The organism is Acetobacter ghanensis, assembly GCF_001499675.1.
GTDB lineage: Bacteria > Pseudomonadota > Alphaproteobacteria > Acetobacterales > Acetobacteraceae > Acetobacter > Acetobacter ghanensis.
Map to the genome: position 1 here is coordinate 2,250,012 of NZ_LN609302.1, position 23,353 is coordinate 2,273,364.

Consider the following 23,353-nt stretch of genomic DNA (forward strand, 5'->3'; position numbering starts at 1 on the left):
TTGGCATCTTTTTCAAACATCAAGAAGATGCAGCCATTTTTCTATAATACTATTGCGGGAAAACGCATTAGCCCGCGTTTGGGCTGCGGTAGAAAAGCTACGGCGGAGGTCCCTGTCATCCATCAGTTTTAATACATCCTGTGCAAAACAGGCTGTATCACCATCAGGCACAAGAAACCCTGTCTGTCCTGACACAATGATTTCCGTAGGCCCTGTTTCGCAATCGAACGAAACAATCGGTATTCCTGCTGCGCAGGCCTCCAACAAAACCATAGGCAGCCCCTCATACCGTGAGGTGGAAACCAGAATACCCGTACGGGCATACACGACACTCACGTCTTTTTGCGCTGGCAAAAACTGAACATTAACAAGAGGTGCTGCCTGCTCCTCCAGTTTTTTCAAATCCGGTCCGCTCCCTATAATCTGGAGAACCCAACCTTTGGCTCGCACATCCTGCGTTATTCTGCTCCATGCTTCCAAAAGCCGGTCAAATCCCTTTTGGGGGGTCAAACGGCCAATGGCGACAACACTCCGTGCATCCGGGTCATAGTGCACAGGGGGCAAGGCTGGAACCATATTGGGAATACAGACCAGTTCAGCTTTTGGAGTCATGTTTTTACGCCAAAGCGTAATATCCCGTTTTGTCAGGGTTACAACCGTATCTGCCCAGCGTGCGGCAATCTGCCGCCCCCATTTGCGCTTGCGCTTACCCAGATCAACATTGCAATTAAAGTGTTCCCACACAATGCAACGAATGCCAGCCAGCTTGCAGGCCGCAACACCATAAAAAGCATGTGTGCTTTCCACGACCACCAGAACATCCAGACGCAATGCCCGGATCTGCCTGTAGCAACGCCAGACCAGACGTGCCCAGCCACTGACCATGGAAACGTGTTTGTTGAAAAGGGATACAGTCTGCACCCTCTGATCCAGCCCATAAACTGCTGGACCTTGAGAATAAAGTTCAATCAGGGCTACGCTGGTATGGTCGGCCAGCCCGTTCATGACGGCACAGGCGGTCCGCTCGGTCCCCCCCAGGCCATTAATGTGCTGAATAAGAAACCCTACACGCATACCAAGCCGACCTTACGCACCCACCACAAAGTGCGCACCCTGCGGCCACGCAGCCTCTGCAATAATTACAAATGCGTTTTAATATCATCTATTTGGTCGTCAGGCCAATCCCTGTTGTGCACGCAGCACACAGGCAGCGGCAACATACGGGGCCACGCGCAAGAATGCTCCAGTGTAGAAAACAGGCTTAGGCGCGACGTGCATCCGTGCCAGACAGCAATAGGGACAAATAATGTCTGCCGCCATATGCAAGATGGAATGGCCGCACAGTTGCCGCCAACTTCTCACACGCAGGGGGCGGTTCAGCCTGCAGACGCAATATGGCGGCAGCCATGGCGCACGGGTCCCCAACCGACACGGCCTCCCCCACCCACGGCGCTCTCATCAGATCTTTTAATGCAGGGGTGCAACGGGTGCTAACAATCTGGCGCCCGGCGGCCAGCGCCTCGACCAGCACAGCACCATAACTCTCTGCGTGGGATGACAGGACAAACAGACGACATGCATCCAGCCACGGACGAATACTCGCAACATATCCAGGCAACACTACGTTATCCTGCAACCCAAGCATATTAATCAGCTTTTGCAGGTTGTCCCGCTCTGGCCCCTCCCCGCAAATGGTCAAACGTATTGCAGGGTGCGTTTTTTTAACCAGAGCAATGGCCTTGATAAGGATGTCAAACCCCTTGATCGGCACCAGCCTGCCTGCCGCCAGAATATCCAGCACACCGTCCGGCACGGGCTTTAGCTCCGGCTCATCCCACACGACCGGTAGGGGAATGGCCTGCACATCATGCCGTATCAGCACCGCCTGCGCATCATGCGCCAGTGCACGGCTAACAGCCACAACGTGGTCACTCTTCCGCAGCAAAAAGCGCATACGCATATTATATAGCCACTGCCCGAAGGCTTTTCTCCCCTGCCTGAAAATAGGCGAGCTGATCTGGGAGACAATAATCGGCCTTATCCCGCTTGGTAACTGCGCCAAACGCCGGGCAACCGGCCAATGCCCATTACCCGGCACATAACAGGCCTGAACCGGATGAGCCCGAAAGTACTGCCGGGCGGCACACGCCGTCTTTTCTCCCAAATGTTTATCCGAAACAGAAGCAGGCACGGATGCGGTGTGAACAGGAATGCTGGGGCATAGCAGATCCCGCATCTCACCTTCATTGCGGCCTGCAAATACAGAAACAGCAAACCCCAGACTACTCCAGTAATTTGCCAGCCCTATGGCAACACGCTCACTACCGCCCAGCCTGAAATCCCTTAAAACAACACCTATTTTGTAGCATATGTTGTTTTCAAATAAATTAAGCGCAAACATATTTATTTTTCACAAAAATACTTCTCTACAAAACATGCATTATTTATGGATGTTTTAATGTAATTATAAACCTAAAAGACGTCATATAATCCACACACACCCAAATCAATGATATAAAATTATTTTTAACCAAACGTCACAAATAGATATTATTTATGAAAAAATACTTACTTTCTCGAACAAAAATGAAAGAGGGTTATTTATATGAAATTTATATTTCAGAGCGATCATATCCAATATTTTTAACTGAATGCGCCGTTGTTGATTTTGATTTTTACTCACAACACGCGCAAGATACCAATACCCCACCCCGAATACCGTGCGTCAATTTCCACTCACCACCAATTGGTGTAAAAGCCAGCCTTCAAGCTTTTGTGTGAGATTGCATGGACCACAGCCCTCATTCTGTTTTTGCGCGTATTCTGGGGAATACAGGCATCCTCATCGGTAGCCGCGTGGTCAATGCCGTGTGCAGTTTTGTGTATGTTGCATGGGCCGCACAGGCGCTGGGGTTGCAGAATTTTGGCATTATGCTGCTCGTCACCACATTTGCCGCCATGGTCTGCGATGTAACACACCTGCAATCGTGGCAGTCCCTGTTACACTACGGCACCAGCTACTTTGAAAAAAAGCAGTTCGACCGCTTTAACGACGTGCTCATATTCTGCATTCGGGCCGACTTTATAAGCGGGCTGGTGGGAATGCTGGCCGGACTAGCAGGCGTTGCACTTCTGGGTGGCAGCTTTATGGGGTGGAGCAAGCACATCCAGTTTGATGCCGCTTTGTGTATGCTTACTATTCTGTGCATGAACACCGGCTGGTCCACTGGAATGCTCCGGTTGTGCAACCGCTTCAAGCTTGTTCCTGTTTATGAATTTCTGACCACCTGTGTGCGCACCGCAGGCACGGGCATTGGTTTTTTCTGCCATTTTGGCATTGGCTACTTTCTACTGGTCTGGTCATTAACCCAGTTGACCATGTTCGTGTCCTGTAGCTGTGCTGGCATTTACCTTGTTAAAAAGCATATTGGCCACTTTCCGTCCCTGTCCCGCATTCTTGGCACCAGAACACGCATTCCCGACATCTGGTCCTATACGGTCAAAACAAGCATCAATCAGGTTCTGGAATCTTTCTTCTCGCAAGGCGCCACGCTCCTCATCGGGGGCCGACTGGGGGCGAGTGAGGCCGCCGTTTACAAAGTGGCGCGGCAGATTAGCAATGGTCTGGCCAAACCGGCCCAGTTAATGATCCCGACACTGTACCCCGAATTCATCCGTATGCGTGACGCGCAGGACTGGAAAGGCATACGGAGCGTTATTCTTAAAATATTTGGTATTATCATTGCCTTTTCGCTCATCTCCCTCATCCTCACGGCAACGGTTGGCAACCGCCTGTTTTCCTACATGCTGCATGATGTATGGCCAGAGCAGCAGACCATACTCCTGTTGCTTGTCGGTGGGTCTTTGCTGGACATCTGCCTTATTCCACTTGAGCCCTTTCTGGTCATGGTTGGCAGAATATCCATTCTCCTGCGCTGGCGGGTTATTGTGATGTGCCTCTACTTCCCATTGCTTTTTGTGTTCATGGGAGTTGGTGGCATTAAAGGCGCATCGCTCGAAACACTTCTGGCTTCGCTGATGATGTTTGTTGTCTGCGCGCTGCCCGTCCTGCGCCTGTTGAACCGGAAAGTCGCGCAGACACCCCACATGCAATAAACCACCACACCAGACATATATGACAGACCACGCCTGAAAGACGGGAACAGCAGGCCAAACAAGGAAGGATGACGTTTATGGGACTGCGCAAAGACATCTGGCGCGTTGGCATTGTCAACAGCCCCATGCATACCATTCTGGAGCGCGGATCGCTTGAGGATATGCCAGTTGTCTGGACGCCTCCCATGCGTCGTTTCTGCTTCCGTGCCGACCCATTTGGCCTCTGGCGCGATGGCAAACTGCATGTCTTTGTAGAAGATTACGACTACCGCGTACGCGTTGGCTCCATAGATGTTTTTATCTACGATGCAGCCTTCAACCTGCTGGAACAGCGCAAGGCGCTCCAAACGCCGTGGCACCTCTCCTACCCCTATGTCTTTGAGGCCGAGGGGGAAACCTGGATGCTACCAGAGGCCCACCATTCCGGCCGTCTTACGCTTTATCGCAGCGTCCGCTTCCCGGACCAGTGGGAGGAAGCCGCGGTGATCCCCCTTGGTGAAGACATTGCCGTGGACGCCACCCCTTTCTTTCATGATGGCTTGTGGTGGCTGTTTTACACCCCGGCCATGCGGCCCCAGCCCGGTACGGTCGAACTCCACCTTGCCTACTGCCCCCACCCTGCTTGGCCCGCGGACGCGCCACCACGCCAATCCGGTGCGGCTGGACAGCGCCAGCACCCGCCCCGGCGGCACACCCTGCGTGCTTAATGGCAAGGTGGTTCTGCCCGTGCAGGACTGCACCTATACCTATGGTGGCGCCATACGCCCCCTGACCTTTGATGAATTGACACCAGAACGGGTCCGTACGCACGCGGGGTCTCCCATTCGTCGCCCCGCCAGCTACGCACCTTATACAGAGGGCATGCATACGCTTGCGGCTGTTGGCGATGTCACACTGATTGACACAAAATATACAGACCTTTCTGCCCGAGGCATCGGGTTGCAGGCATGGCGGGAAGTGAAAAAACTCTCCCGCAAGGTCCTCTCCCAAAGCCAACAAAAGGGCTAGCCAACCGTCTGACTGTCTTTGTGTGACCTGTTTGCATGGGCAGCGAGGTCATTATGCTCTGGCACGCTCATATCCATCGCCCATGCGCAAGTTCTTGTTGACGTGGAGACGAGTCTGCCAGTAAAAGCCCCGCTGATCCACGCAGATGGAAGCATGTCGTGCAAAGTCGCGACCAAAGAATAAAAAGCGAGCTGATCTTTCGCCTGTGCCAGCGGTGCCGCGAGGGTCAAGAGATCGGAAAGAGAGACAGTTTATGTTCGCAGTTATCCGCACCGGCGGCAAACAGTACCGGGTTGAGCCCAACATGGTGCTGAAGGTTGAAAAGCTGGAAGTCGAAGCCGGCTCCACAATCACCTTTGATGACGTTCTGGCCGTTGGTGGCGAGAGCGGCACAACCATTGGCGCTCCCACTGTTGCTGGCGCAAAGGTGACGGCAACCGTCATCGCTCAGGACCGCCTCAAGAAGGTCATCATCTTCAAGAAGCGCCGTCGGCAGAACAGCCGCCGCAAAAACGGCCACCGTCAGCCGGTTACCGTTCTGCGCATTCAGGAAATCAACGCTGCCTGATTCCCCCAACAGGGAATAACAGACAGGTTACGACCACGGAGGACTTAGGTCATGGCACAAAAAAAAGCTGGCGGTTCATCCCGTAACGGACGCGATAGCGCCGGACGCCGCCTTGGTGTTAAAAAGTTTGGTGGCGAGCAGGTTATTGCTGGCAACATCATCATTCGCCAGCGTGGCACAAAAGTAAAAGCAGGCGTGAACGTTGGCGTTGGCCGCGACCACACCCTGTTTGCTCTGGTTGACGGCAACGTGCGTTTTGAACGCCGTGCAGAAGGCCGCGTCCACGTTTCTGTTGATGCGCTGCCCCTCGCAGCCGAATAATCGGGCTGGTTTTTCCAGCCTACGTTTTCTAGCGTAGCTGGAACGCAAAACAGGGCCGGGCCGGAAGGTTCGGCCCTTTTTCGTTCCGGGGCGGAAGGTATGTCATGAAGTTTCTAGATCAGGCTAAAATCTACGTTCGCTCAGGCGACGGTGGAGATGGTGTGACAGCCTTCCGTCGGGAAAAATACATTGAGTTCGGTGGCCCCGATGGTGGGAACGGCGGCCGTGGCGGCGATATTATTTTTGAAGCCGTACCCAACCTGAACACGCTGATCGATTTTCGCTACACCCAGCATTTCCGGGCCCGTAAGGGTGGTAACGGTGCAGGCTCCGACCGCACGGGCGCTGCCTCCCCCCCTATTGTCATCAAAGTGCCCATTGGCACCCAGATCATGGATGATGACCGCGAAACCCTTCTGGCGGATCTGGATGAAGCCGGTAAGCGCGTCACCCTCTGCCGTGGGGGCGATGGCGGCTACGGCAACGCAAACTACAAAAGCAGCACCAACCGCGCCCCCCGCCGCTCGGACAAAGGGTGGCCGGGTGAGGAACGCTGGGTATGGCTGCGCCTTAAGCTGATTGCGGATGTGGGCCTCGTTGGTCTGCCCAACGCAGGCAAATCCACCTTCCTGTCCGTTGTCTCTGCTGCCCGGCCAAAAATTGCGGATTATCCCTTTACCACCCTGCACCCCCAACTGGGTGTGGTGCGCCTGTCCATGACAGAAGAATTTGTGGTGGCGGACATTCCGGGCCTGATTGAAGGCGCGCATGAAGGCACAGGGCTGGGCGACCGCTTTTTGGGCCATGTGGAACGCTGCGCCGTGCTGCTGCATCTGATTGATGGTGCTGCGGGCAACGTGGTGGATGCGTGGCGCACCATTCGCCACGAGCTAGTCGCCTATGGCGGTGGGCTGGCCGAAAAGCCGGAAATCATCGCCCTGAACAAGAGCGATGCCATGACCCCGCGGGAGGCATCTGCCCGCCGTGCAGCCCTGCAAAAAGCAAGTGGCGCCCCTGTGGTCATGATTTCCGCCGCAACAAGACAGGGCGTTCCGGAGCTGTTACGTTTATTGCAGGACAAGGTGACCGCGGCCCGCCGGGAAGCAGACACCGAGTCCTAACCTGCCGATCTGACAATGCCATAGCTGGAGGGGGGCCTCCCCCAACGGATTAGTCCATGACCACAGACATTCCCTGCCCTTCTCTCCTACGTGCAAAACGGCTGGTTATTAAAATCGGCAGCGCACTGGTTGTGGACCCACAAAAAGCGGCTCCACGGCAGGAATGGCTGGCTAGTGTTGCGGCGGATATTGCTACCTTACGCAAACAGGGGGTGGCCGTTAGCGTTGTCTCCTCCGGGGCCATAGCTCTGGCCCGCCACACGCTGGGGCTAACGGGTGGTCCTTTGCGACTGGCCGAAAAACAGGCCGCAGCAGCGGTGGGCCAGATCAGCCTTGCGCAGGCATGGAGCCACGCCCTGTCCGCTCATGGGCTCACAGCCGCCCAACTACTGCTAACCCCCGAAGATACGGAAGACCGCAAACGTTACCTGAATGCCCGCGCAACCCTGAACACGCTGCTGGAACTCGGTTGTGTGCCGGTCATTAATGAGAATGACACCATCGCCACGGCCGAAATCCGGTTTGGTGACAATGACCGCCTTGCGGCCCGCGTTGCGCAGATGACCGACGCTGACCAGCTTGTCCTGCTTTCGGATATTGACGGGCTCTACACAGCCGACCCGCGCACCAACCCCAATGCGCAGCACCTGCCTGTTATTGAATGCCTGACGCCAGAAATTGAAGCTATGGGAGGTGAACCCCCCACCGGGCTACTCCTCTGGCGGTATGCGTACCAAACTGCTGGCCGCCAATATTGCCACCCGCTCCGGGTGTGCCATGGCCATTGCCATTGGCAAAACCATGCACCCGCTCCAAGCTCTGATGGATGGCGCACGCTGCTCGTGGTTTTTGCCGCAAACCAACGGTCATACAGGCCGCAAACAATGGATTGCAGGCAGCCTGAACCCCACGGGTGAAATTAAGGTTGATGCGGGTGCGGTCGATGCCCTGCGCAAAGGGGGCTCCTTGCTACCAGCGGGTGTGCTGGCCGTGCAGGGTAACTTTACACAAGGGGATCTGGTGGAAGTGGTGGACCCTAACGGGCGCATTCTCGCCCACGGGCTTGCCGCTTATGACGCAGAGGACGCACGCCGCATAGCCGGACACCACTCAAGCGAGACAGCCAGCATTCTGGGCTGGCAAGGTCGGGACGAGATCATCCACCGCGATGATCTCGTTATGGTCTGACCAGACTGGTATAACCAGTCCGCCCCGCAAACAGGCTTATGGTCTGTTGCGGGATGGAAAATGCAGCACGGGTTCCGCCCGCCCCGTATGGTCATCATACCGCGCATCAGACACAGGTGAGCGTGCAGGCGGTGCATCGTGCGAGAAGTCCGGCCTGTATGCGACCTGATTAGCATCCGGCGCCTTTTGGCGGCGCAGGATTTCCGCGCCACTTTCCACTTCCCCGGTATCGGCTTCATGCCACGGCATCCGCCGGGCGGGGGCAGGTTTATACGGGTCCGCTTCCATATGTGGGGTTGGTGGGGCTTCCTGCCGGGGTTCATATGCATCCGACACCCGTGGAGCGCGCAGCTCGGCAAAGACAGGCACACTGCGGGGAGAGTGGCTCTTTTCCGCCACAGGACGGCGCACCTCCTCCACCACGGGCCTGTTGTCTTTGCCTTCCTCCCGCCGGGCAAGGGGAAGCGGCCCTTCGGGCGTACCATTGGTCCACCCGGTGGCTGCCGCATTCCCCTGCATGGCGCGCGAGCGCATTTCCGCCTGAAGTTCCTCCAACTGGAGGGACAGTTCAGCCAGCCTGCTTTTGACGCCAAAAACAGCAAAAGGCATCATCATAAACGCAAGCCCGAACACAATGCCAACCGCCAGAACCAGCAACTGGCCCCAAAGCGGCATCCATTCGGGAAAAGACAATGTCATCATGAAAAGCCGTCCCGACCTTGTGTTGCGCCTGCGCGGATGATCTTACATGCCCAGAGCACGGCGGTAGATGTCCAGCAGGGTTTCCTGCTCTTCCACTTCCGACGGTTCCTGCTTGCGCAGACGAATAATCTGACGAATGACCTTTACATCAAACCCGGCTGATTTGGCCTCGGTAAAAATGTCTTTAATGTCACCGGCCAGCGCCTTACGCTCTTCTTCCAGCCGTTCAACCCGTTCGATAATGCTTCTCAGACGGTCTGCGGCAATGCCGCCTACTGCTGCGTCCTCTTGTTCGCCATCCATGTTCGGCTCCCTTTGTTGCGCATCGTATCTCAGGCTCATGAATCCGGGAGAACAAAACCCGTATCCTGCCGGTTACCAAAGGCGCGGGCTTATCGTGCCGCGTGCATGTGGTCAATGATCACACAGCATTCTAACCCTTGCAAACACGTCTTGAGCCTTCCATAAGCTGAACAGATTTTATGCGTTGTGGCACGTCAACGCGCGTCAACACCCAGTATTGGCGGCGGCCTTGCCATCCACCCTTGCGGGAATGTGTTCTTATGGCTCTTGTCAATCACACGGGACCTTTTGACTTTGTCATTTTTGGCGCGACGGGTGACCTGTCCCGCCGAAAACTGCTCCCCTCTTTTCTGCGCCGTTTCCATGCGCAAGAATTCAGCGATGACGTGCAGATCATCTGTATTGCCAGAACCGCGCTGACCACGGACCAGTTCCGCGAGCAGGTTGAGACGGCCCTGCGCGAATTTGCCCCTGAAACAGCGCAGGATGAACAGACCCTGCACCATTTTTTGGGCCTGCTGACCTATGTGACGCTGGATGCCAGCAAGCCGGGGGAAGACTGGGAGGCTCTCAAACCTCTGCTGACCGATGCAGAGCGGCCGCGGGTTTTTTATCTGGCCACGGCTCCCTCCCTTTATTCTCCGCTGTGCGAGGCTCTCGCCAAACATAACCTCATTAGCCAGCACTCCCGCGTTGTGCTGGAAAAACCCATTGGCGTGGACCTGCACTCCGCAAGGGCCATTAACCACGGGGTTGGTCAGTTTTTCCCCGAAGAGTCCATTTACCGGATCGACCACTACCTTGGTAAAGAAGGGGTGCAGAACATTCTGGCCCTGCGCTTTGCCAACCCTGCACTGGAAAAACTGTGGTCGTCCGATGCCATAGCCCATGTGCAGATTACCGCAGCCGAGACAGTGGGCGTTGGCAGCCGTGGTCCTTATTATGATGGCTCAGGCGCACTGCGCGACATGGTCCAGAACCATCTGTTGCAAGTGTTGTGCATGGTCGCCATGGACGCCCCGGCCTCCCTCGGCTCCGATGACCTGCGAAACGAGAAGCTGAAAGTCCTTAATGCCCTGCGCCCCATGACCCCGGACATGGTGCGCCGCAACGTTATTCGTGGGCAGTATGTGGCAGGCGAGATCAAACGTCAGGACGTTCCCGGTTATAATGAGGACCTAGGCACCGGCCGCGCCAGCAATACGGAAACCTTTGTTGCCATCCGCACAAAAATTCGGACCGCCCGTTGGGGGCACACACCTTTTTACCTGCGGACAGGCAAGCGGCTGGCCAACAAGACGACCGAAATTGTCATCCAGTTCCGCCCGCAGGTCTGGCCGATCTTTACCAACATGCCCTCACCGGGGCGGCTGGTTATCCGCATTGCGCCGCATGAGGAACTCTCGTTTGTCATGGCGGTGCGCGACCCCGGTGCTGGCGGGTTCCGTGTGCGCAATGCAACGCTGGGTATGTCTTACGAAAACACGTTCCCCGTCACGTATCAGGATTCGTACGAGCGGCTGCTACTGGATGCCGTACGTGGAGACCCGGCCCTGTTCATCCGCCGTGATGAGGTTGAGGCCTCGTGGCAGTGGATCGAACCCATCCTCAACTCGTGGCGTCACGCCATGACACCGCTGGAGCCTTACCCCGCGGGGAGCTGGGGGCCTGCCTCCACCAGAGCCCTTCTGGCCCGTGATGGCGCACTGTGGCACGAAGATATGCTGACATGACAGACACCAACAAAACCCCTCCCTCCTCCATTGCCCCAAAACGTGGCCCCTTTGCCAAACGGACCCTGCGGCAGCACATCCTGCGCAGGCTGGCCATGGTGCTGCCCCTTACGCTGCTTATGATCGTACTGGCCAAAAGCGGCATACTGGAGCGCATGGTGGACCGGTACACGTTTTCTGCCCAAAGCTGGTACGATGATACGGCTCTGGTCCAGCACCTGCGCCTTAAGGTGACCCAGAACGGCATGACGCACGACCGGCCGGACTGCCTGCTGTTTGTGGTTAACGGCAACGACCAGCCCACAGCCTCGCGCATTGATGTCATGGAAAAAAGCACGGGAACATGCCCAGCCCCCAAAGGTGAGCTGAACAAACTGTTCACCCTCAAGGTGGACCGCATGAACAGGATTGTCTTTTCCGACCAAGGGTCGCCCGGCCAGTTCCACCCCATTCCCTAATTTTCGCGCAAGGCGTTACGGGCAGGCGGCAAAAGCCTTCCGTAACGCCCGCCCACCAAAGCGTAACGCCGCCTTGCCATGCGGCATGAAGGCATAAAAGTTCAGGAACGCATGAAGGGTGCCGGGGTAACAGCGGTACTGCACCGGCACCCCAGCCTTACTGAGCATCTGCGCGTAAGCCTGCCCCTCATCCCGCATGGGGTCGCATTCCGCCGTAACAATAACAGCCGGGGCCAGCCCGCTCAGGTCATCCGCCAGACCGGGCACAAACCGGGGGTGCGCCCAGTCCTCCTCCCGCTGGATGTATTGCGCGGCATACCACTCCATAGACCGGCGGGAGAGAAAATACCCCTGCGCATATGTCTGCTGCGAAGGCAGGTCATTCCGACCATAAATGGAGGGGTAATACAGCAATTGCAAAGCCGGGTTGGGGCAGGCTCCAGCCTTGCCATCCTGCGCCAGAACAGCGGCCAGATTACCCCCTGCACTATCCCCCGCAACCGCCACACGCCCACCCCAGTAACGGGCAGATGCGCGGGCAAGCCAGCTCAAGGTTGCATGGCAATCCTCCACCGCAGCGGGAAAAGGATGTTCGGGCGCCAACCTGTAATCTGGCAACAACACAGCTGCCCCCGATGCACGTGCCAGACGGCAGCATATGCCGTGGTGTGAATTCAGCCCACAATGCACAAACCCACCGCCATGCAGGTACAGAACAGCTCCGCGCACCCGCCCACGCGGAATATAAAGCCGGGCCGACAACGGCCCGACAGCCCCCGGCACCTGCAAGGACACAACACGACGCAACGGCAGGGAAGAAAGGCGTTGGGGAAAAGACGGCGTATCCATCGCCTTGCGCAAAGCACGCAAAAAATGCTGCTGCGCCTCCGCGTGTGCAGCATCCTGCGTGTCGGACGACCTAGCGGCTTCGGCCTCTGAGCGCGCGGCACTCCGGTCGGCGTGCTTCTTTTTTCGCTGCTCCTGCCATCGAATACCCCCTAGCAGCAGACGGGATGGCAGATTGGGCGAAAGCGGTCTGGAGACCGACGTGGGAACCGAAAAATCTGACATACCGGTATGATGTGCATTCTTGCCCCCTGCTGCCAAGACTGCTTTTGCACCACAAAGCCCTTGACCTGGGGCAACACCCAACGCAGGGGTCCGCAAGCCAGACGGTCGGACGGTCGCTGTTGTGCGTTTTTGCGTATGATGGAGGAAAGTCCGGGCTCCACGGGAAGAACGGTGCCGGTTAACGACCGGCGAGGGTGACCTTAGGGAAAGTGCCACAGAAAACAGACCGCCTTCCTGGTTCCGCATCATGGGAAACCATGGGACGGGCTGAAGGTAAGGGTGAAACGGTGCGGTAAGAGCGCACCGCTCCGCTGGTAACAGGGGAGGCACGGCAAACCCCACCGGGAGCAAGACCGAATAGGAACGGCAGAAACTTTAGGGTTTCGGGGGTTCTCCCGCCCCGTCGTTCGGGTTGGTCGCGTGAGGCATGTTGCAAGACATGTCCCAGAGGAATGATCGTCCAGGCCCTTTTGGGCTAGACAGAACCCGGCTTACAGACCGTCTGGCATTTACCCCCCTCCCCCTCTTTTATCCACACCCTTCATGGGCTTTTGCCTGCCCTTTTTACTACAAAAGAACATAACATGAACGAATAATGTCATCTTCACGTTCGATTCTTCTCGATCAATACATACGCTCCGCTCTTCGGCAAAGAATGAATACTTTATAAATGGCTGTTTTCTGCTGTTTTTTCTTCGCTTTTAATTTGCGTCCCATGCGGTCCCATGCTATCCCACGACAGACCATAAAACATGGTTGCGGCCCCGTGTTCCCCGCCCTCAGCGAACAGAAACCATTGGCTCAAAAGGACTTCTGAACTTCGTGAGTGTGTTCCTCGGCACGCATGAAAATCGATTCGACGCAAAAGGACGCGTCTCGATTCCGGCCGGGTTCCGCTCAGTTCTCAAGTCCCAGCAAAAGGAAGGCGACGCGCTGGTGATTCTCCGCCCCTCCCATACGCTGCCTTGCATTGAGGCGTGGCCCGCTGTGGCTTTTGCACGCCTGACCGAGCCACTGGACCGGCTGGACATGTTCTCTGACGAACATGATGACCTGGCCGCCGCCATTTATGCCGATGCCTACCCCATGGACCCCGACCGCGAAGGCCGCCTGATTCTGCCGGACTTCCTGCGCGAGCATGCAGGCCTGCAAGCCAGTGGCACCGCAGCCTTTATGGGTGTGGGCCGCATTTTTCAAATCTGGGAGCCAGAAGCCGCACGCCTGCGCCGGGCCGAAGCACGCCAGAAATCCCGCCGTGTCACCATTCCCGCGGCACCGCAAACCAGCCAGAGGGAAGATTAAGGCATGAACGCGCTCTCACTTCCCTCCGCCATTACGCCGCCCAGCAGCGGCCATGTGCCGGTTATGCTGGATGAAGTGCTGCATTACCTGACCCCCGCCAAGGGTGAGGCCATTCTGGACTGCACGTTTGGCGGCGGCAGCTATAGCTGCGCAATTCTGAACACAGCGGACTGTAATGTGTGGGCCATAGACCGTGACCCGGACGCCATTGCCCGCGGGCAGGCCCTGTGCGCAACGTTGGAAAAAGCCGAGGGCCACTCGCGCCTGCATATGCTGGCAGGCAGTTTTGGCCACATGGCCGAACTGGCGGAACAGGCCCATGCCCCCCTCTTTGATGGGATTGTCATGGATCTGGGCGTGTCCTCATTCCAGATTGATGAAGCCGAGCGTGGCTTCTCTTTCCGGTTTGACGGACCGCTGGACATGCGCATGGCCAAGCAGGGACGCAGCGCGGCGGACATCATCAACACAGCACCCGAAGCGGAACTGGCCGATATTTTCCATTTTTATGGAGAAGAACGCCACGCCCGCCGCGTAGCCCGCGCTGTTGTCGCCGCACGAACGGAAGCCCCGCTCCATACCACCTTGCAACTGGCCGAGGTTATTCGGGGCGTGGTGCCGCAGGACCGCTCGGGCATTGATTCCGCAACCCGCAGCTTTCAGGGCCTGCGCATTGCCGTGAATGATGAACTGGGCGAAATCGAACGTGGGCTGGAACAGGCTCTGACCTTGCTGAACGCAGGCGGGCGGCTTGTTGTGGTCTCCTTCCACTCGTTGGAAGATCGGCTGGTCAAACGCGCCATACAGCGCGCCCTTGGTAAGGATGTCAGCTTCTCGCGCCATGACCCGCGCGCATCCCTTGCTCCGGCGGCCCCCTCCGCGTTTGTCGCCCTTGCCAGCAAGGCCATCCGCCCGACCGATACCGAGTGCAGGGCCAACCCGCGCGCACGCAGCGCACGGCTCCGCGCCATAATGAAACGTCCTTCTCCATCCGCTTCTTTGACTAAAGGATTGAGTGCATGATCCCCCGCCCATTCACATGCTGCTGCGCTGTTCTGGCGATTGCATCGGGGTTCTTCCTTTATACAAAGAAGCACCAGACCACCCTGCTTGACCAGCAGATCTCCAGCATTGTGCAGGAGACCGAGCATGTCCGGGGACAGACAGCCATGCTCCGCACGGAGTGGGCGCTGGAAAACCAGCCCGAACGGCTGGCGGCACTGGTCAGCAAACACGCCGCTTACCTGCAGTCCATGGACCCATCGCAGTTTGTGCGCATGGCGGACTTAGTGCAGCACCTGCCTGATGTTGCCAAGGAAGCCACTCCTGTGGCCCAGTCCAGCACCCCAGCACAGGTTGTTGCACAGACCAGCAAAAGTTCTGTTGCTCCCGTGGCTATAACGGCAGTTAACACAGCTCAGCATCTGCCTCCCCCGCAGCCTGAGCACGAACGCCCCATTACCGTGGCCGATACAACTCCGGTTGTGGCGCGTCCGCTGCCCGTGCACACTGTCCGCCCACACCCCGTGGTTGTGGCGATGGAAGCGCCTACCCCGACGACCACCCATGTTCTGGCGCCCCCCACACCGCAGCCTGCCACAACGCATGAAGCACCAGCGACCCGCGCGGCTCTTGCCACGCACCGCCTGAATGTGGCGGCAACGGATGCCCCGCGCCCCGCCTTGCGGCAGAGCGTTGCCACAGCCAGCACGGATGATGCGGACACCGCCGCAGCAGCAACACGCCGCGTGGCCCTTGCGGCAACAGCCAGCCGGGCCGAGGCCATGGCCCCGCGCCGTCTGGCCCAGAATAGTGATGACATAGCGCCTGTGCGCCACCCTCTTCCTGTGGCAGCGGCAAGCTGGCACCCCGTTCGCCAGCACAGGGCCACAACGCCTGAGGGTTATATGGAAGCCCGCGCGACTTCCGGTTATACGAACGGGTCTCTGCTGAGTCGGGGTAGCGATGCGCTGCCTGCGCCTGTTCCTGTAACCAACTGATTGTCCCGGCTGAAAGTCCTCCTGATACAATATGGTCGTCCCCCCACGCCATGAGTCCGAAACAACACGCACAATTGGTGTAACGGGGGAAGACCTGCGTGCCCGCGCGCACAGGGAGCAGATGCACGTTCGGCTATTATGGGTTTCTGCCGGGTTTTGCCTGCTGTTTTCCTGTGTTGCCGTCAAACTGACCATTGCCACCGTGCTGCGCCCCATGGCGCCCGAGCAACGGCAGATTGCGCCGCAGGTCCCCAAAATTCCAAAAATCGACCCCAAGGGCAGTCTGGCTGGGGACTATGCGCTTCCACAGGTGCACCGTGCCTCCATTGTGGACCGCAATGGGCAGACACTCGCACTCTCCCTGCCGGTGGCGCAGGTTTACGCCAACCCGCAGGAGCTGATCGACCCGCAGGAGGTCGCGCATAAGCTCAAATCCGTCCTGCATGATCTGGACGAGCAGGAAACCGCCCAGCGCCTCGCCCGGCACAAGCAGTTTGTTTATGTTGCGCGTAACATCAGCCCGCAGCAGGAACTGGCCATTAACAACCTTGGCATCCCCGGCATTTATTTTGAGCCGGGGGAACAGCGGCACTACCCGCTTGGCCGCATGGCCGCCCAGATTATGGGTGCCGTGGATATTGACGATAACGGCATTGCCGGGGTTGAGCGTTTTTTCAACAAACGTCTGCTGGTGGACCGCAAGCCCCTCCGCCTGTCGCTCGACATTCGTGTGCAGTCCGCCGTGCGGGAAGAACTGGCTGCGGCCAAGGACACCTTTCAGGCCATTGGTGCGTGCGGCATTGTTATGGACGTCCGCACGGGCGAAATTATCGCCATGGTCAGCCTGCCTGACTATGACGCCAACGAGTTTTCCCACGCATCGAACGATGAGCGCTTCAACCGCGCCGTTACAGGGCTGTACGAACCGGGCTCCACCTTCAAGCTACAAACCACGGCTATGGGGCTGGAGACTGGCACCATCCATATATGGGACAGCTTTTCCTCCATTCCGCTCAAAATCGGTCGCTTTACCATCCGGGATATGAAGAACGACCATTTTGCCCCATGGTTATCCCTGCCAGAAGTCATGGCTTATTCCTCCAACCCGGCAGCGGCCCATATTGCGCTGGATGTTGGCGGAAAAAAACAGGCGGAATGGCTGCGTAACATGGGCTTTTTTGCCCCCGTCCCTGTGGAACTGCCCGAAGCCGCACGCCCGCTGGTTCCCCGCCAGTGGGGCCTTGCCACAACCATGACTGTCGGGTTTGGCCACGGTGTGGCCGAGCCGCCGCTGGCCATTGTGCGCGGCACGGCGGCTACAGTTAACGGCGGTATTCTGGTTGCCCCAACCCTGCTGGATCAGGAAAATCTGGATACGCCAGCCGCCAACACCTCCCCGGCTGACCAGTTCCAGCAAGGTGTGGAGGATGCAGCCCTGAGCCAGACATTGGCCACCCCCACCATGGGTACGGGCGCTCCCATGCCAGAAGCACCCATCATACCCCAAGGTGTGCGCGTTCTGTCCGAAAGTAATTCGGCCCTGCTGCGCAAGCTGCTCCGGCTGGACGTAACGCAGGGCACAGGTAAAACGGCTGAATCTCCAGGGTATTTTGTTGGTGGCAAAACCGGCACGGCAGAAAAAATTGGCCCGCATGGCGGGTACCTCAAGCACGTTAACATTTCCGCCTTCACCAGTATTTTCCCCATGAACGCACCGCGCTACGCGGTGTACGTCATGCTGGACAGCCCGCAGCCCACTCCGCAAACACACGGTTGGACCACAGCCGGGTGGAACGCGGCACCCACTGTCTCCCGCGTTATTTCTCGTATTGGTCCCATGTTGCAGATTTTCCCCGATCTGGAACATGCCAGCCAGATTGATGCCCAGCTTGCCATTCCCATGCACCCCGCTGTGCCGCGCGGGGTACGGCCATTGGGACCGGGGAACGACCCCGGAGACCCCCGCAAGCTGGAGGCCGAACACCGTGCGACCAAACAAGCCGCCAAGCGGGCGCAGGAGGCGGGCACACGCACACTGGCCATCCGCAAAAAAACCGCAGAGGAGAACATGGACGAATGAGCACACCACTCTCCACTCTGCTTCAAGCACTTAACCTGCCCGCCCATATGGGCGCAAACCCGCAAATAACAGCCATTACGGCCGATAGCAGGCAGGTCGGCCCCGGCATCATGTTTGCAGCCCTGCCCGGCACACGCTCCGATGGCCGTGCGTATATTGCAGCTGCCGTACAACAGGGAGCGGCGGCTATTCTTGCGCCGACTGGCACGGTCTGGCCGCAGGATGTGCCTGCCTGCCCGCTCATAACCTGCCCCAATCCCCGCCATGTTCTGGCCCTTGCGGCAACCGTGCTGGCGGGTGCCCAACCGGCCCATCTGGTTGCTGTAACGGGCACAAACGGCAAAACCAGCACGGCAGACTTCATCCGTCAGATATGGGCTTTGCAGGGCCACCGGGCGGCAGGTATTGGCACGCTGGGGCTGACCGGGGCCGAGGGAACAGGGGTGACTTTCCCGCCCCTCACCACGCCAGACCCGGTTGCGCTTGCCAATGGTCTGGCCGCACTGGAACGCGCGGGGGTGCATTACGCAGCGCTTGAGGCGTCCTCCCATGGGCTGGAACAGGGGCGGCTGGATGGGCTGCACCTTCAGGCTGCCGGATTTACCAACCTGACGCGTGACCATCTGGACTACCACGGCACCATGGATGCCTACCGGACGGCCAAGCTACGCCTGTTCGACACACTTTTACCCCAAGGGGCCATTGCCGCCGCCAATGCGGACATGGACCCCGCCACGCTGGATGCCCTGCACAGCATTGCCAACACACGCAACCTGCGCCTGCGGCTGACAGGCACCTACGGGACCACCCTGCGCCTGCTGGCCTGCCACGCGCTACCCGCTGGGCAGGAACTGCACGTAAGCTGCAACGGTCAGACAAAAACCATCCTACTCCCCCTGCCCGGTCGTTTTCAGGCTGATAATGCGCTGCTGGCGCTGGCTCTGGCCGTGCAGGATGAAGCGGCCTTGCCTGACGCACTAGAGCTTTTCCCCTCCCTGACCGGTGTGCGCGGGCGCATGGAACGGGCAGCGGTCCTGCCCAATGGGGCCAGCGCCTATGTGGACTATGCCCACACGCCCGATGCACTGGCTCGCCTACTGGCATCCCTCCGCCCCCATGCACACGGGCGGCTGGTTGTGGTGTTTGGCGCAGGCGGCGACAGAGACAAAGGCAAACGCCCCCTTATGGGGCAGGCAGCCACAAATGGTGCCGATATTGCCATAATTACGGATGATAACCCCCGCTCGGAAAACCCGGCGCAAATACGGGCCGAAGTGCGCGCAGGCGCACCCGCCGCGCGGGAAATAGGAGACCGCAGACAGGCCATAGAAGAGGCGCTGTCCATGCTTGGATCGGAGGATGTGCTGGTGGTGGCTGGCAAAGGCCATGAACAGGGGCAGATTATAGGCGATACCGTTCTGCCATTTGATGATGCGGCGGTCATTCGCGCTGTAACGGGGCAGTCATGAGCAACTTGTGGACACGCGCTGAACTGGAAGCCGCAACTGGCGGCCGGTTCCTTGACTGCGCTGGCCAGCCTACCACGGCAACGCCAGAAGGTGCGGTCAGCGGAATCTCCATCGACACCCGCACACTTCAGCCCGGTGACCTGTTTATTGCCCTCAAGGGCGATGCGAGCGATGGCCACGCCCATGTTCAGGCAGCACTAGACAAGGGAGCCGCCGCCGCCATGGTGCACAGGGCAGCAGGGCTGGCTGACCCACGTGTTCTGGTTGTGGCAGACACCATGCAGGGCCTACAGGACCTTGCCGTGGCAGCCCGCACCCGGTTTGCGGGCAAAGTTGTGGCCGTAACCGGCAGCGTTGGCAAAACCACCACCAAGGAAATGCTGCGCCTCTGCCTTGGCGCCAACGGCAAGACCCATGCAGCCGAGGCCTCCTACAACAACCACTGGGGCGTGCCTCTTACCCTTGCACGCCTGCCGCGTGATGCAGCGTTCTGCATTAGTGAAATTGGTATGAACCATCCGGGCGAGATTCTGCCGCTTGCCCACATGGTACGGCCGGATGTTGCACTCATTACCACCATAGGTTCCGCCCATCTGGGCCATATGGGGAGTCTGGACGCCATTGCTGCGGAAAAAGCCTCCCTTATCACCACACTACCAGCAGGTGGCATTGCCATTGTGCCGGATGATGCACACGGTGCGTCCTTTTTTGCCGCGGCTGCACAGCAGGCCAGCGCTAGCCTATGGACCGCAGGCGCAAACCCCAACAGCACGGCCCATATGAGTGCTCTGCACGCAGGGGCCGATGGCACACACTTTACGGCCAGCATTGCCGGGGTGGATGTGCCCGTGCATATCCCTGCTCCGGGTGTGCATCTGGCCCGCAATGCCCTCAGCGCACTGGCCGCCTGCGCAGCCCTGAATACCAACCTGCCCAAAGCCGCTGCGGCACTGGAAGCCTTTGCCCCCGGCAAGGGGCGGGGTGCCCTCAGCCGTATTGCCGGCGGGGCCGTAACCCTACTGGACGAAAGCTACAATGCATCATCCGCCTCCATTCGGGCGGCGTTGGATGTACTGCACCATATTCCGGCCAGCCGCCGCATTGCCGTTCTGGGCGATATGCGGGAGCTGGGCGATTTTGCCACGGCTGAACACACGGCCCTTGCCCAACCGGCAGCCGTTTCAGCCGATCTTGTTTTTTGCTGCGGACCCCACATGAAAAGCCTTTTTGATGCCCTGCCCCACGCCAGACAGGGCGCATGGGCAGACAATGCTGCCTCCCTTGCTCCTCTGGTCTGCGCCGCTCTGCGCACGGGGGATGCCGTTCTGGTCAAAGGAAGTCTGGGCAGCCGTATGCGTGACATTATTGCAGCCCTTGGAACCCTTGCCGCCGTGGAGCCCGCCTGAATGCTTTACCTGCTGGTCTCCCACGCCGTGCATGACGGGCACATCACACTGCTCAACCTGCTGCGTTATATTTCCTTCCGTGCGGGCTGCGCCTGCATGACCGCCCTTGGCATCAGCCTGCTGCTGGGCAGGCCGCTCATTACCATGCTGCGGCGCATACAGCGGTATGGGCAGCCCATTCGCGCCGTAGGGCCGGAACGGCATATTATTGAAAAAGCAGGCACCCCCACCATGGGAGGGATGCTGATCCTGATCTCGCTCACAATAGCCACGCTGCTATGGGGTAATCTGGAAAACGGGTTTGTCTGGGCGGTGCTCCTGACCACACTGGGCTTTGGCGTTATTGGCTTTGCGGATGACTACCGCAAACTCGCACGCCGCAATACGGATGGGCTGTCCAAACGGGCGCGACTTGGGTCGGAATTCGCCATTTCACTCATATGTGGTGCGTGGTTGCAGTATCTGATGCCACCCGAACTGGCCAACCATCTGGCTTTTCCCTTTGCGAAGGAACTCCTGCTGCCGCTGGGCCTGCTGTACCCGGTATTCGCCATGATCGTCATTACCGGGTTTGGTAACGCGGTAAACTTTACGGACGGGCTGGACGGGCTGGCTATTGGCCCCGTTGTTGTGGCGGCTCTGGTTTTTGCCATTCTGTCCTACGTTGTAGGTAACCATGTTTTTGCGGACTATCTGCAGGTTCATGCCGTGCCGGGCACGGGGGAACTGGCGGTATTCTGCGCAGCCCTTGTTGGTTCCGGGCTGGGTTTCCTCTGGTTTAACGCACCACCAGCCGCCGTCTTTATGGGGGATACGGGGTCCCTCTCCCTTGGTGGGGCACTCGGCTCCCTTGCCGTTGCCATCAAGCACGAGCTTGTTCTGTGCATTGTTGGCGGGCTGTTTGTGGTAGAAACCCTTTCCGTCATCATTCAGGTTTTCTGGTACAAACGCACGGGCCGCCGCGTGTTCCTGATGGCCCCCATTCACCATCATTTTGAAAAAAAGGGCTGGGCGGAACCCAAAATTGTCATCCGGTTCTGGATTGTCTCCATTGTGTTGGGCATGTGTGGTCTGGCCACACTGAAACTGCGATGAGCACATTTTCCCCCACATTGTTTGCCGTGAAACGTTTTGCCGTGCTGGGGCTTGGCCGTAACGGTCTGCCCGCGGTGCAGGCTCTTGCGGCCTGTGGCGCGCAGGTTCAGGCATGGGATGATGGTGAAGCCGGACGCCGTGGGCTGGCCGAAGCCCTTGCGCACATGCCGCCCGAACAGGCTGCCCGCGTTACATGCGCACCGCTGGAGACCCTCGAAGGGTTTGAGGCCCTCGTTCTTTCCCCCGGTATTCCGCACCATCTCCCACGTGTACACCCGGTTGCCGCCTTGGCCATTGCGGCTGGCGTTCCTATTCTGTCCGATGCGGAACTGCTTTACCGCGCTGTACGGGCTTCTGGCAGCAAGGCGCGGTTTGCAGGCATTACCGGCACGAACGGCAAATCCACCACAACCACTCTGCTGGCCCATATTCTGGAACAGGCTGGTCTGCCTGTTGCCGCAGGTGGCAACCTTGGCCCTGCGGCCCTTGCTTTACCCCTGCTACCGGATGACGGCGTCTATGTGCTGGAAATGTCGTCCTACATGCTGGAGCGGCTGGATACCCTGCGTTTTGATGCGGCCTGCCTGCTTAACCTCACCCCCGACCATCTGGACCGCCACGCGGGCATGGCGGGGTATGCACGGGCCAAACAACGTGTGTTTACAGGGCAAACGGCGCAGGATGTCGCCGTTATTGGCATAGATGACACGGACTGCAGCGGTATTGCTGCACAGCTTACCAAGGGAGAGGCGTCCTGCGTCACCGTTTCCGGCGCAAACCCGGCTGCCGACTATTACGGCAAAGATGGCGCAATCTGGCACACCCAGACCAAACTTGCCGCGCTAGGGCCTACGCTCCCCGGCACCCACAATGCCCAGAACGCGGCAGCGGCTCTGGCGATGGCCCGCTTCCTAGGTGTGGCGGACAGCATTGCCGCACAGGCCATTGCCTCCTTTACCGGTCTGCCACACCGGCAGAAGCTGGTAGAAACCTGCAACGGTGTTGCCTTTATAGACGACAGCAAAGCCACCAATGCCGATGCCTCGTCCCGCGCGCTGGGCTGCTACGACCGGCTGATCTGGATTGCTGGCGGCATGGCAAAGGAAGGCGGCATAGAACCACTTGCGCCCTATTTCGGCCGTATTGAACATGCTTTTCTGATCGGGCGGGATGCGGCGGAACTGGCGGCAACCCTCACACAGCATAACGTACCCCATACTCTGGCTGGCACACTGGAAAATGCGGTCCCGCAGGCTTACAATCTTGCGCAACAGACCCAAACACCCGTTATTCTGCTCTCTCCGGCCTGTGCCAGCTTTGACCAGTATGCCGGGTTCGAAACGCGTGGGCAGCATTTTCAGGCTCTGGCCCACGCAATTTGCGCGCAACAGATGAGCAGAACGGGGCAATAG

General features: G+C 58.5%; 21 protein-coding genes, 1 other RNA gene and 1 pseudogene. 18 read left to right on the forward strand and 5 right to left on the reverse strand.

Annotated features, from left to right (window positions below; all coding sequences use genetic code 11):
* Positions 1-12: 12 nt before the first annotated feature.
* Both AGA_RS10510 and AGA_RS10515 read right to left on the reverse strand, forming a co-directional pair.
* On the reverse strand, positions 13-1,074 hold the full coding sequence (locus tag AGA_RS10510; protein ID WP_059024261.1) for a glycosyltransferase family 4 protein: 1,062 nt from the start codon (positions 1,072-1,074) through the stop codon (positions 13-15).
* A 187-nt stretch (positions 1,075-1,261) separates the two neighbouring features.
* A complete protein-coding gene (locus AGA_RS10515) occupies positions 1,262-2,401 on the reverse strand; it encodes a glycosyltransferase (RefSeq protein ID WP_059024262.1) in 1,140 nt (379 codons plus the stop codon).
* A gap of 386 nt (positions 2,402-2,787) precedes the next feature.
* Here AGA_RS10515 and AGA_RS10520 point away from each other — a divergent pair, with 386 nt between their 5' ends.
* From AGA_RS10520 to proB, 7 genes and pseudogenes are all read left to right on the forward strand, one after another.
* Positions 2,788-4,116, forward strand: coding sequence for a lipopolysaccharide biosynthesis protein (locus tag AGA_RS10520; RefSeq protein ID WP_083503620.1), 1,329 nt, complete (start codon positions 2,788-2,790; stop codon positions 4,114-4,116).
* Between the two features lie 77 nt (positions 4,117-4,193).
* A complete protein-coding gene (locus AGA_RS10525) occupies positions 4,194-4,823 on the forward strand; it encodes a glucosamine inositolphosphorylceramide transferase family protein (RefSeq protein WP_197556476.1) in 630 nt (209 codons plus the stop codon).
* The gene (locus AGA_RS13935) at positions 4,816-5,124 is read left to right on the forward strand and encodes a hypothetical protein (RefSeq protein ID WP_197556477.1); all 309 of its coding nucleotides are present in this window, start codon (positions 4,816-4,818) and stop codon (positions 5,122-5,124) included. The genes AGA_RS10525 and AGA_RS13935 overlap by 8 nt, the downstream gene beginning before the upstream one ends.
* A gap of 253 nt (positions 5,125-5,377) precedes the next feature.
* Positions 5,378-5,692, forward strand: coding sequence for a 50S ribosomal protein L21 (gene rplU / locus AGA_RS10530; protein WP_025826492.1), 315 nt, complete (start codon positions 5,378-5,380; stop codon positions 5,690-5,692).
* Positions 5,693-5,743: 51 nt separating this feature from the next.
* Positions 5,744-6,013 carry a 50S ribosomal protein L27 gene (gene rpmA / locus AGA_RS10535; protein ID WP_059024263.1) on the forward strand — a complete coding sequence of 90 codons (270 nt, stop codon included), beginning with the start codon at positions 5,744-5,746 and terminating at the stop codon, positions 6,011-6,013.
* 104 nt (positions 6,014-6,117) lie between these two features.
* Entirely contained in the window at positions 6,118-7,134 is a 1,017-nt protein-coding gene (obgE, locus tag AGA_RS10540) for a GTPase ObgE (protein WP_059024264.1), read from the forward strand.
* 56 nt (positions 7,135-7,190) lie between these two features.
* Positions 7,191-8,322 (forward strand): annotated as a pseudogene (proB, locus tag AGA_RS10545) (glutamate 5-kinase).
* Between the two features lie 36 nt (positions 8,323-8,358).
* Here the strand turns inward: proB and AGA_RS10550 are convergent.
* Both AGA_RS10550 and AGA_RS10555 read right to left on the reverse strand, forming a co-directional pair.
* Positions 8,359-9,024, reverse strand: a complete 666-nt coding sequence (locus tag AGA_RS10550) for a hypothetical protein (protein WP_059024265.1) — start codon at positions 9,022-9,024, stop codon at positions 8,359-8,361.
* A 42-nt stretch (positions 9,025-9,066) separates the two neighbouring features.
* A complete protein-coding gene (locus AGA_RS10555; RefSeq protein WP_059024266.1) occupies positions 9,067-9,327 on the reverse strand; it encodes a DUF2312 domain-containing protein in 261 nt (86 codons plus the stop codon).
* Positions 9,328-9,587: 260 nt separating this feature from the next.
* Here AGA_RS10555 and zwf point away from each other — a divergent pair, with 260 nt between their 5' ends.
* Both zwf and AGA_RS10565 read left to right on the forward strand, forming a co-directional pair.
* On the forward strand, positions 9,588-11,060 hold the full coding sequence (zwf, locus tag AGA_RS10560) for a glucose-6-phosphate dehydrogenase (protein ID WP_059024267.1): 1,473 nt from the start codon (positions 9,588-9,590) through the stop codon (positions 11,058-11,060).
* The gene (locus tag AGA_RS10565) at positions 11,057-11,518 is read left to right on the forward strand and encodes a hypothetical protein (RefSeq protein WP_059024268.1); all 462 of its coding nucleotides are present in this window, start codon (positions 11,057-11,059) and stop codon (positions 11,516-11,518) included. Before zwf ends, AGA_RS10565 begins: the two co-directional genes overlap by 4 nt.
* A gap of 15 nt (positions 11,519-11,533) precedes the next feature.
* On the opposite strand, the gene AGA_RS10570 is transcribed toward AGA_RS10565, so the two are convergent.
* Positions 11,534-12,589 (reverse strand): alpha/beta hydrolase, encoded by a 1,056-nt coding sequence (locus AGA_RS10570; protein WP_059024269.1) that lies wholly within the window; start codon positions 12,587-12,589, stop codon positions 11,534-11,536.
* A gap of 97 nt (positions 12,590-12,686) precedes the next feature.
* Here AGA_RS10570 and rnpB point away from each other — a divergent pair.
* The 9 genes from rnpB (at position 12,687) to murD (ending at position 23,353) form a co-directional block, all read left to right on the forward strand.
* Positions 12,687-13,099: RNase P RNA component class A (gene rnpB / locus AGA_RS12355), an RNA gene on the forward strand.
* Between the two features lie 312 nt (positions 13,100-13,411).
* Positions 13,412-13,891: a division/cell wall cluster transcriptional repressor MraZ gene (gene mraZ, locus AGA_RS10575; protein ID WP_059024270.1), complete on the forward strand. Its 480-nt coding sequence runs from the start codon at positions 13,412-13,414 to the stop codon at positions 13,889-13,891.
* A 3-nt stretch (positions 13,892-13,894) separates the two neighbouring features.
* A complete protein-coding gene (gene rsmH / locus AGA_RS10580; RefSeq protein ID WP_059024271.1) occupies positions 13,895-14,914 on the forward strand; it encodes a 16S rRNA (cytosine(1402)-N(4))-methyltransferase RsmH in 1,020 nt (339 codons plus the stop codon).
* Complete coding sequence (ftsL, locus tag AGA_RS10585) at positions 14,911-15,891, forward strand: cell division protein FtsL (protein WP_059024272.1); 981 nt, start codon at positions 14,911-14,913, stop codon at positions 15,889-15,891. The genes rsmH and ftsL overlap by 4 nt, the downstream gene beginning before the upstream one ends.
* A 31-nt stretch (positions 15,892-15,922) precedes the next feature.
* Positions 15,923-17,971, forward strand: coding sequence for a peptidoglycan D,D-transpeptidase FtsI family protein (locus AGA_RS10590; protein WP_059024273.1), 2,049 nt, complete (start codon positions 15,923-15,925; stop codon positions 17,969-17,971).
* Complete coding sequence (locus AGA_RS10595) at positions 17,968-19,440, forward strand: UDP-N-acetylmuramoyl-L-alanyl-D-glutamate--2,6-diaminopimelate ligase (protein ID WP_059024274.1); 1,473 nt, start codon at positions 17,968-17,970, stop codon at positions 19,438-19,440. The genes AGA_RS10590 and AGA_RS10595 overlap by 4 nt, the downstream gene beginning before the upstream one ends.
* Positions 19,437-20,846 carry a UDP-N-acetylmuramoyl-tripeptide--D-alanyl-D-alanine ligase gene (locus tag AGA_RS10600; protein WP_059024275.1) on the forward strand — a complete coding sequence of 470 codons (1,410 nt, stop codon included), beginning with the start codon at positions 19,437-19,439 and terminating at the stop codon, positions 20,844-20,846. Before AGA_RS10595 ends, AGA_RS10600 begins: the two co-directional genes overlap by 4 nt.
* A complete protein-coding gene (gene mraY, locus AGA_RS10605; RefSeq protein ID WP_059024276.1) occupies positions 20,847-21,941 on the forward strand; it encodes a phospho-N-acetylmuramoyl-pentapeptide-transferase in 1,095 nt (364 codons plus the stop codon).
* On the forward strand, positions 21,938-23,353 hold the full coding sequence (murD, locus tag AGA_RS10610; RefSeq protein ID WP_059024277.1) for a UDP-N-acetylmuramoyl-L-alanine--D-glutamate ligase: 1,416 nt from the start codon (positions 21,938-21,940) through the stop codon (positions 23,351-23,353). The genes mraY and murD overlap by 4 nt, the downstream gene beginning before the upstream one ends.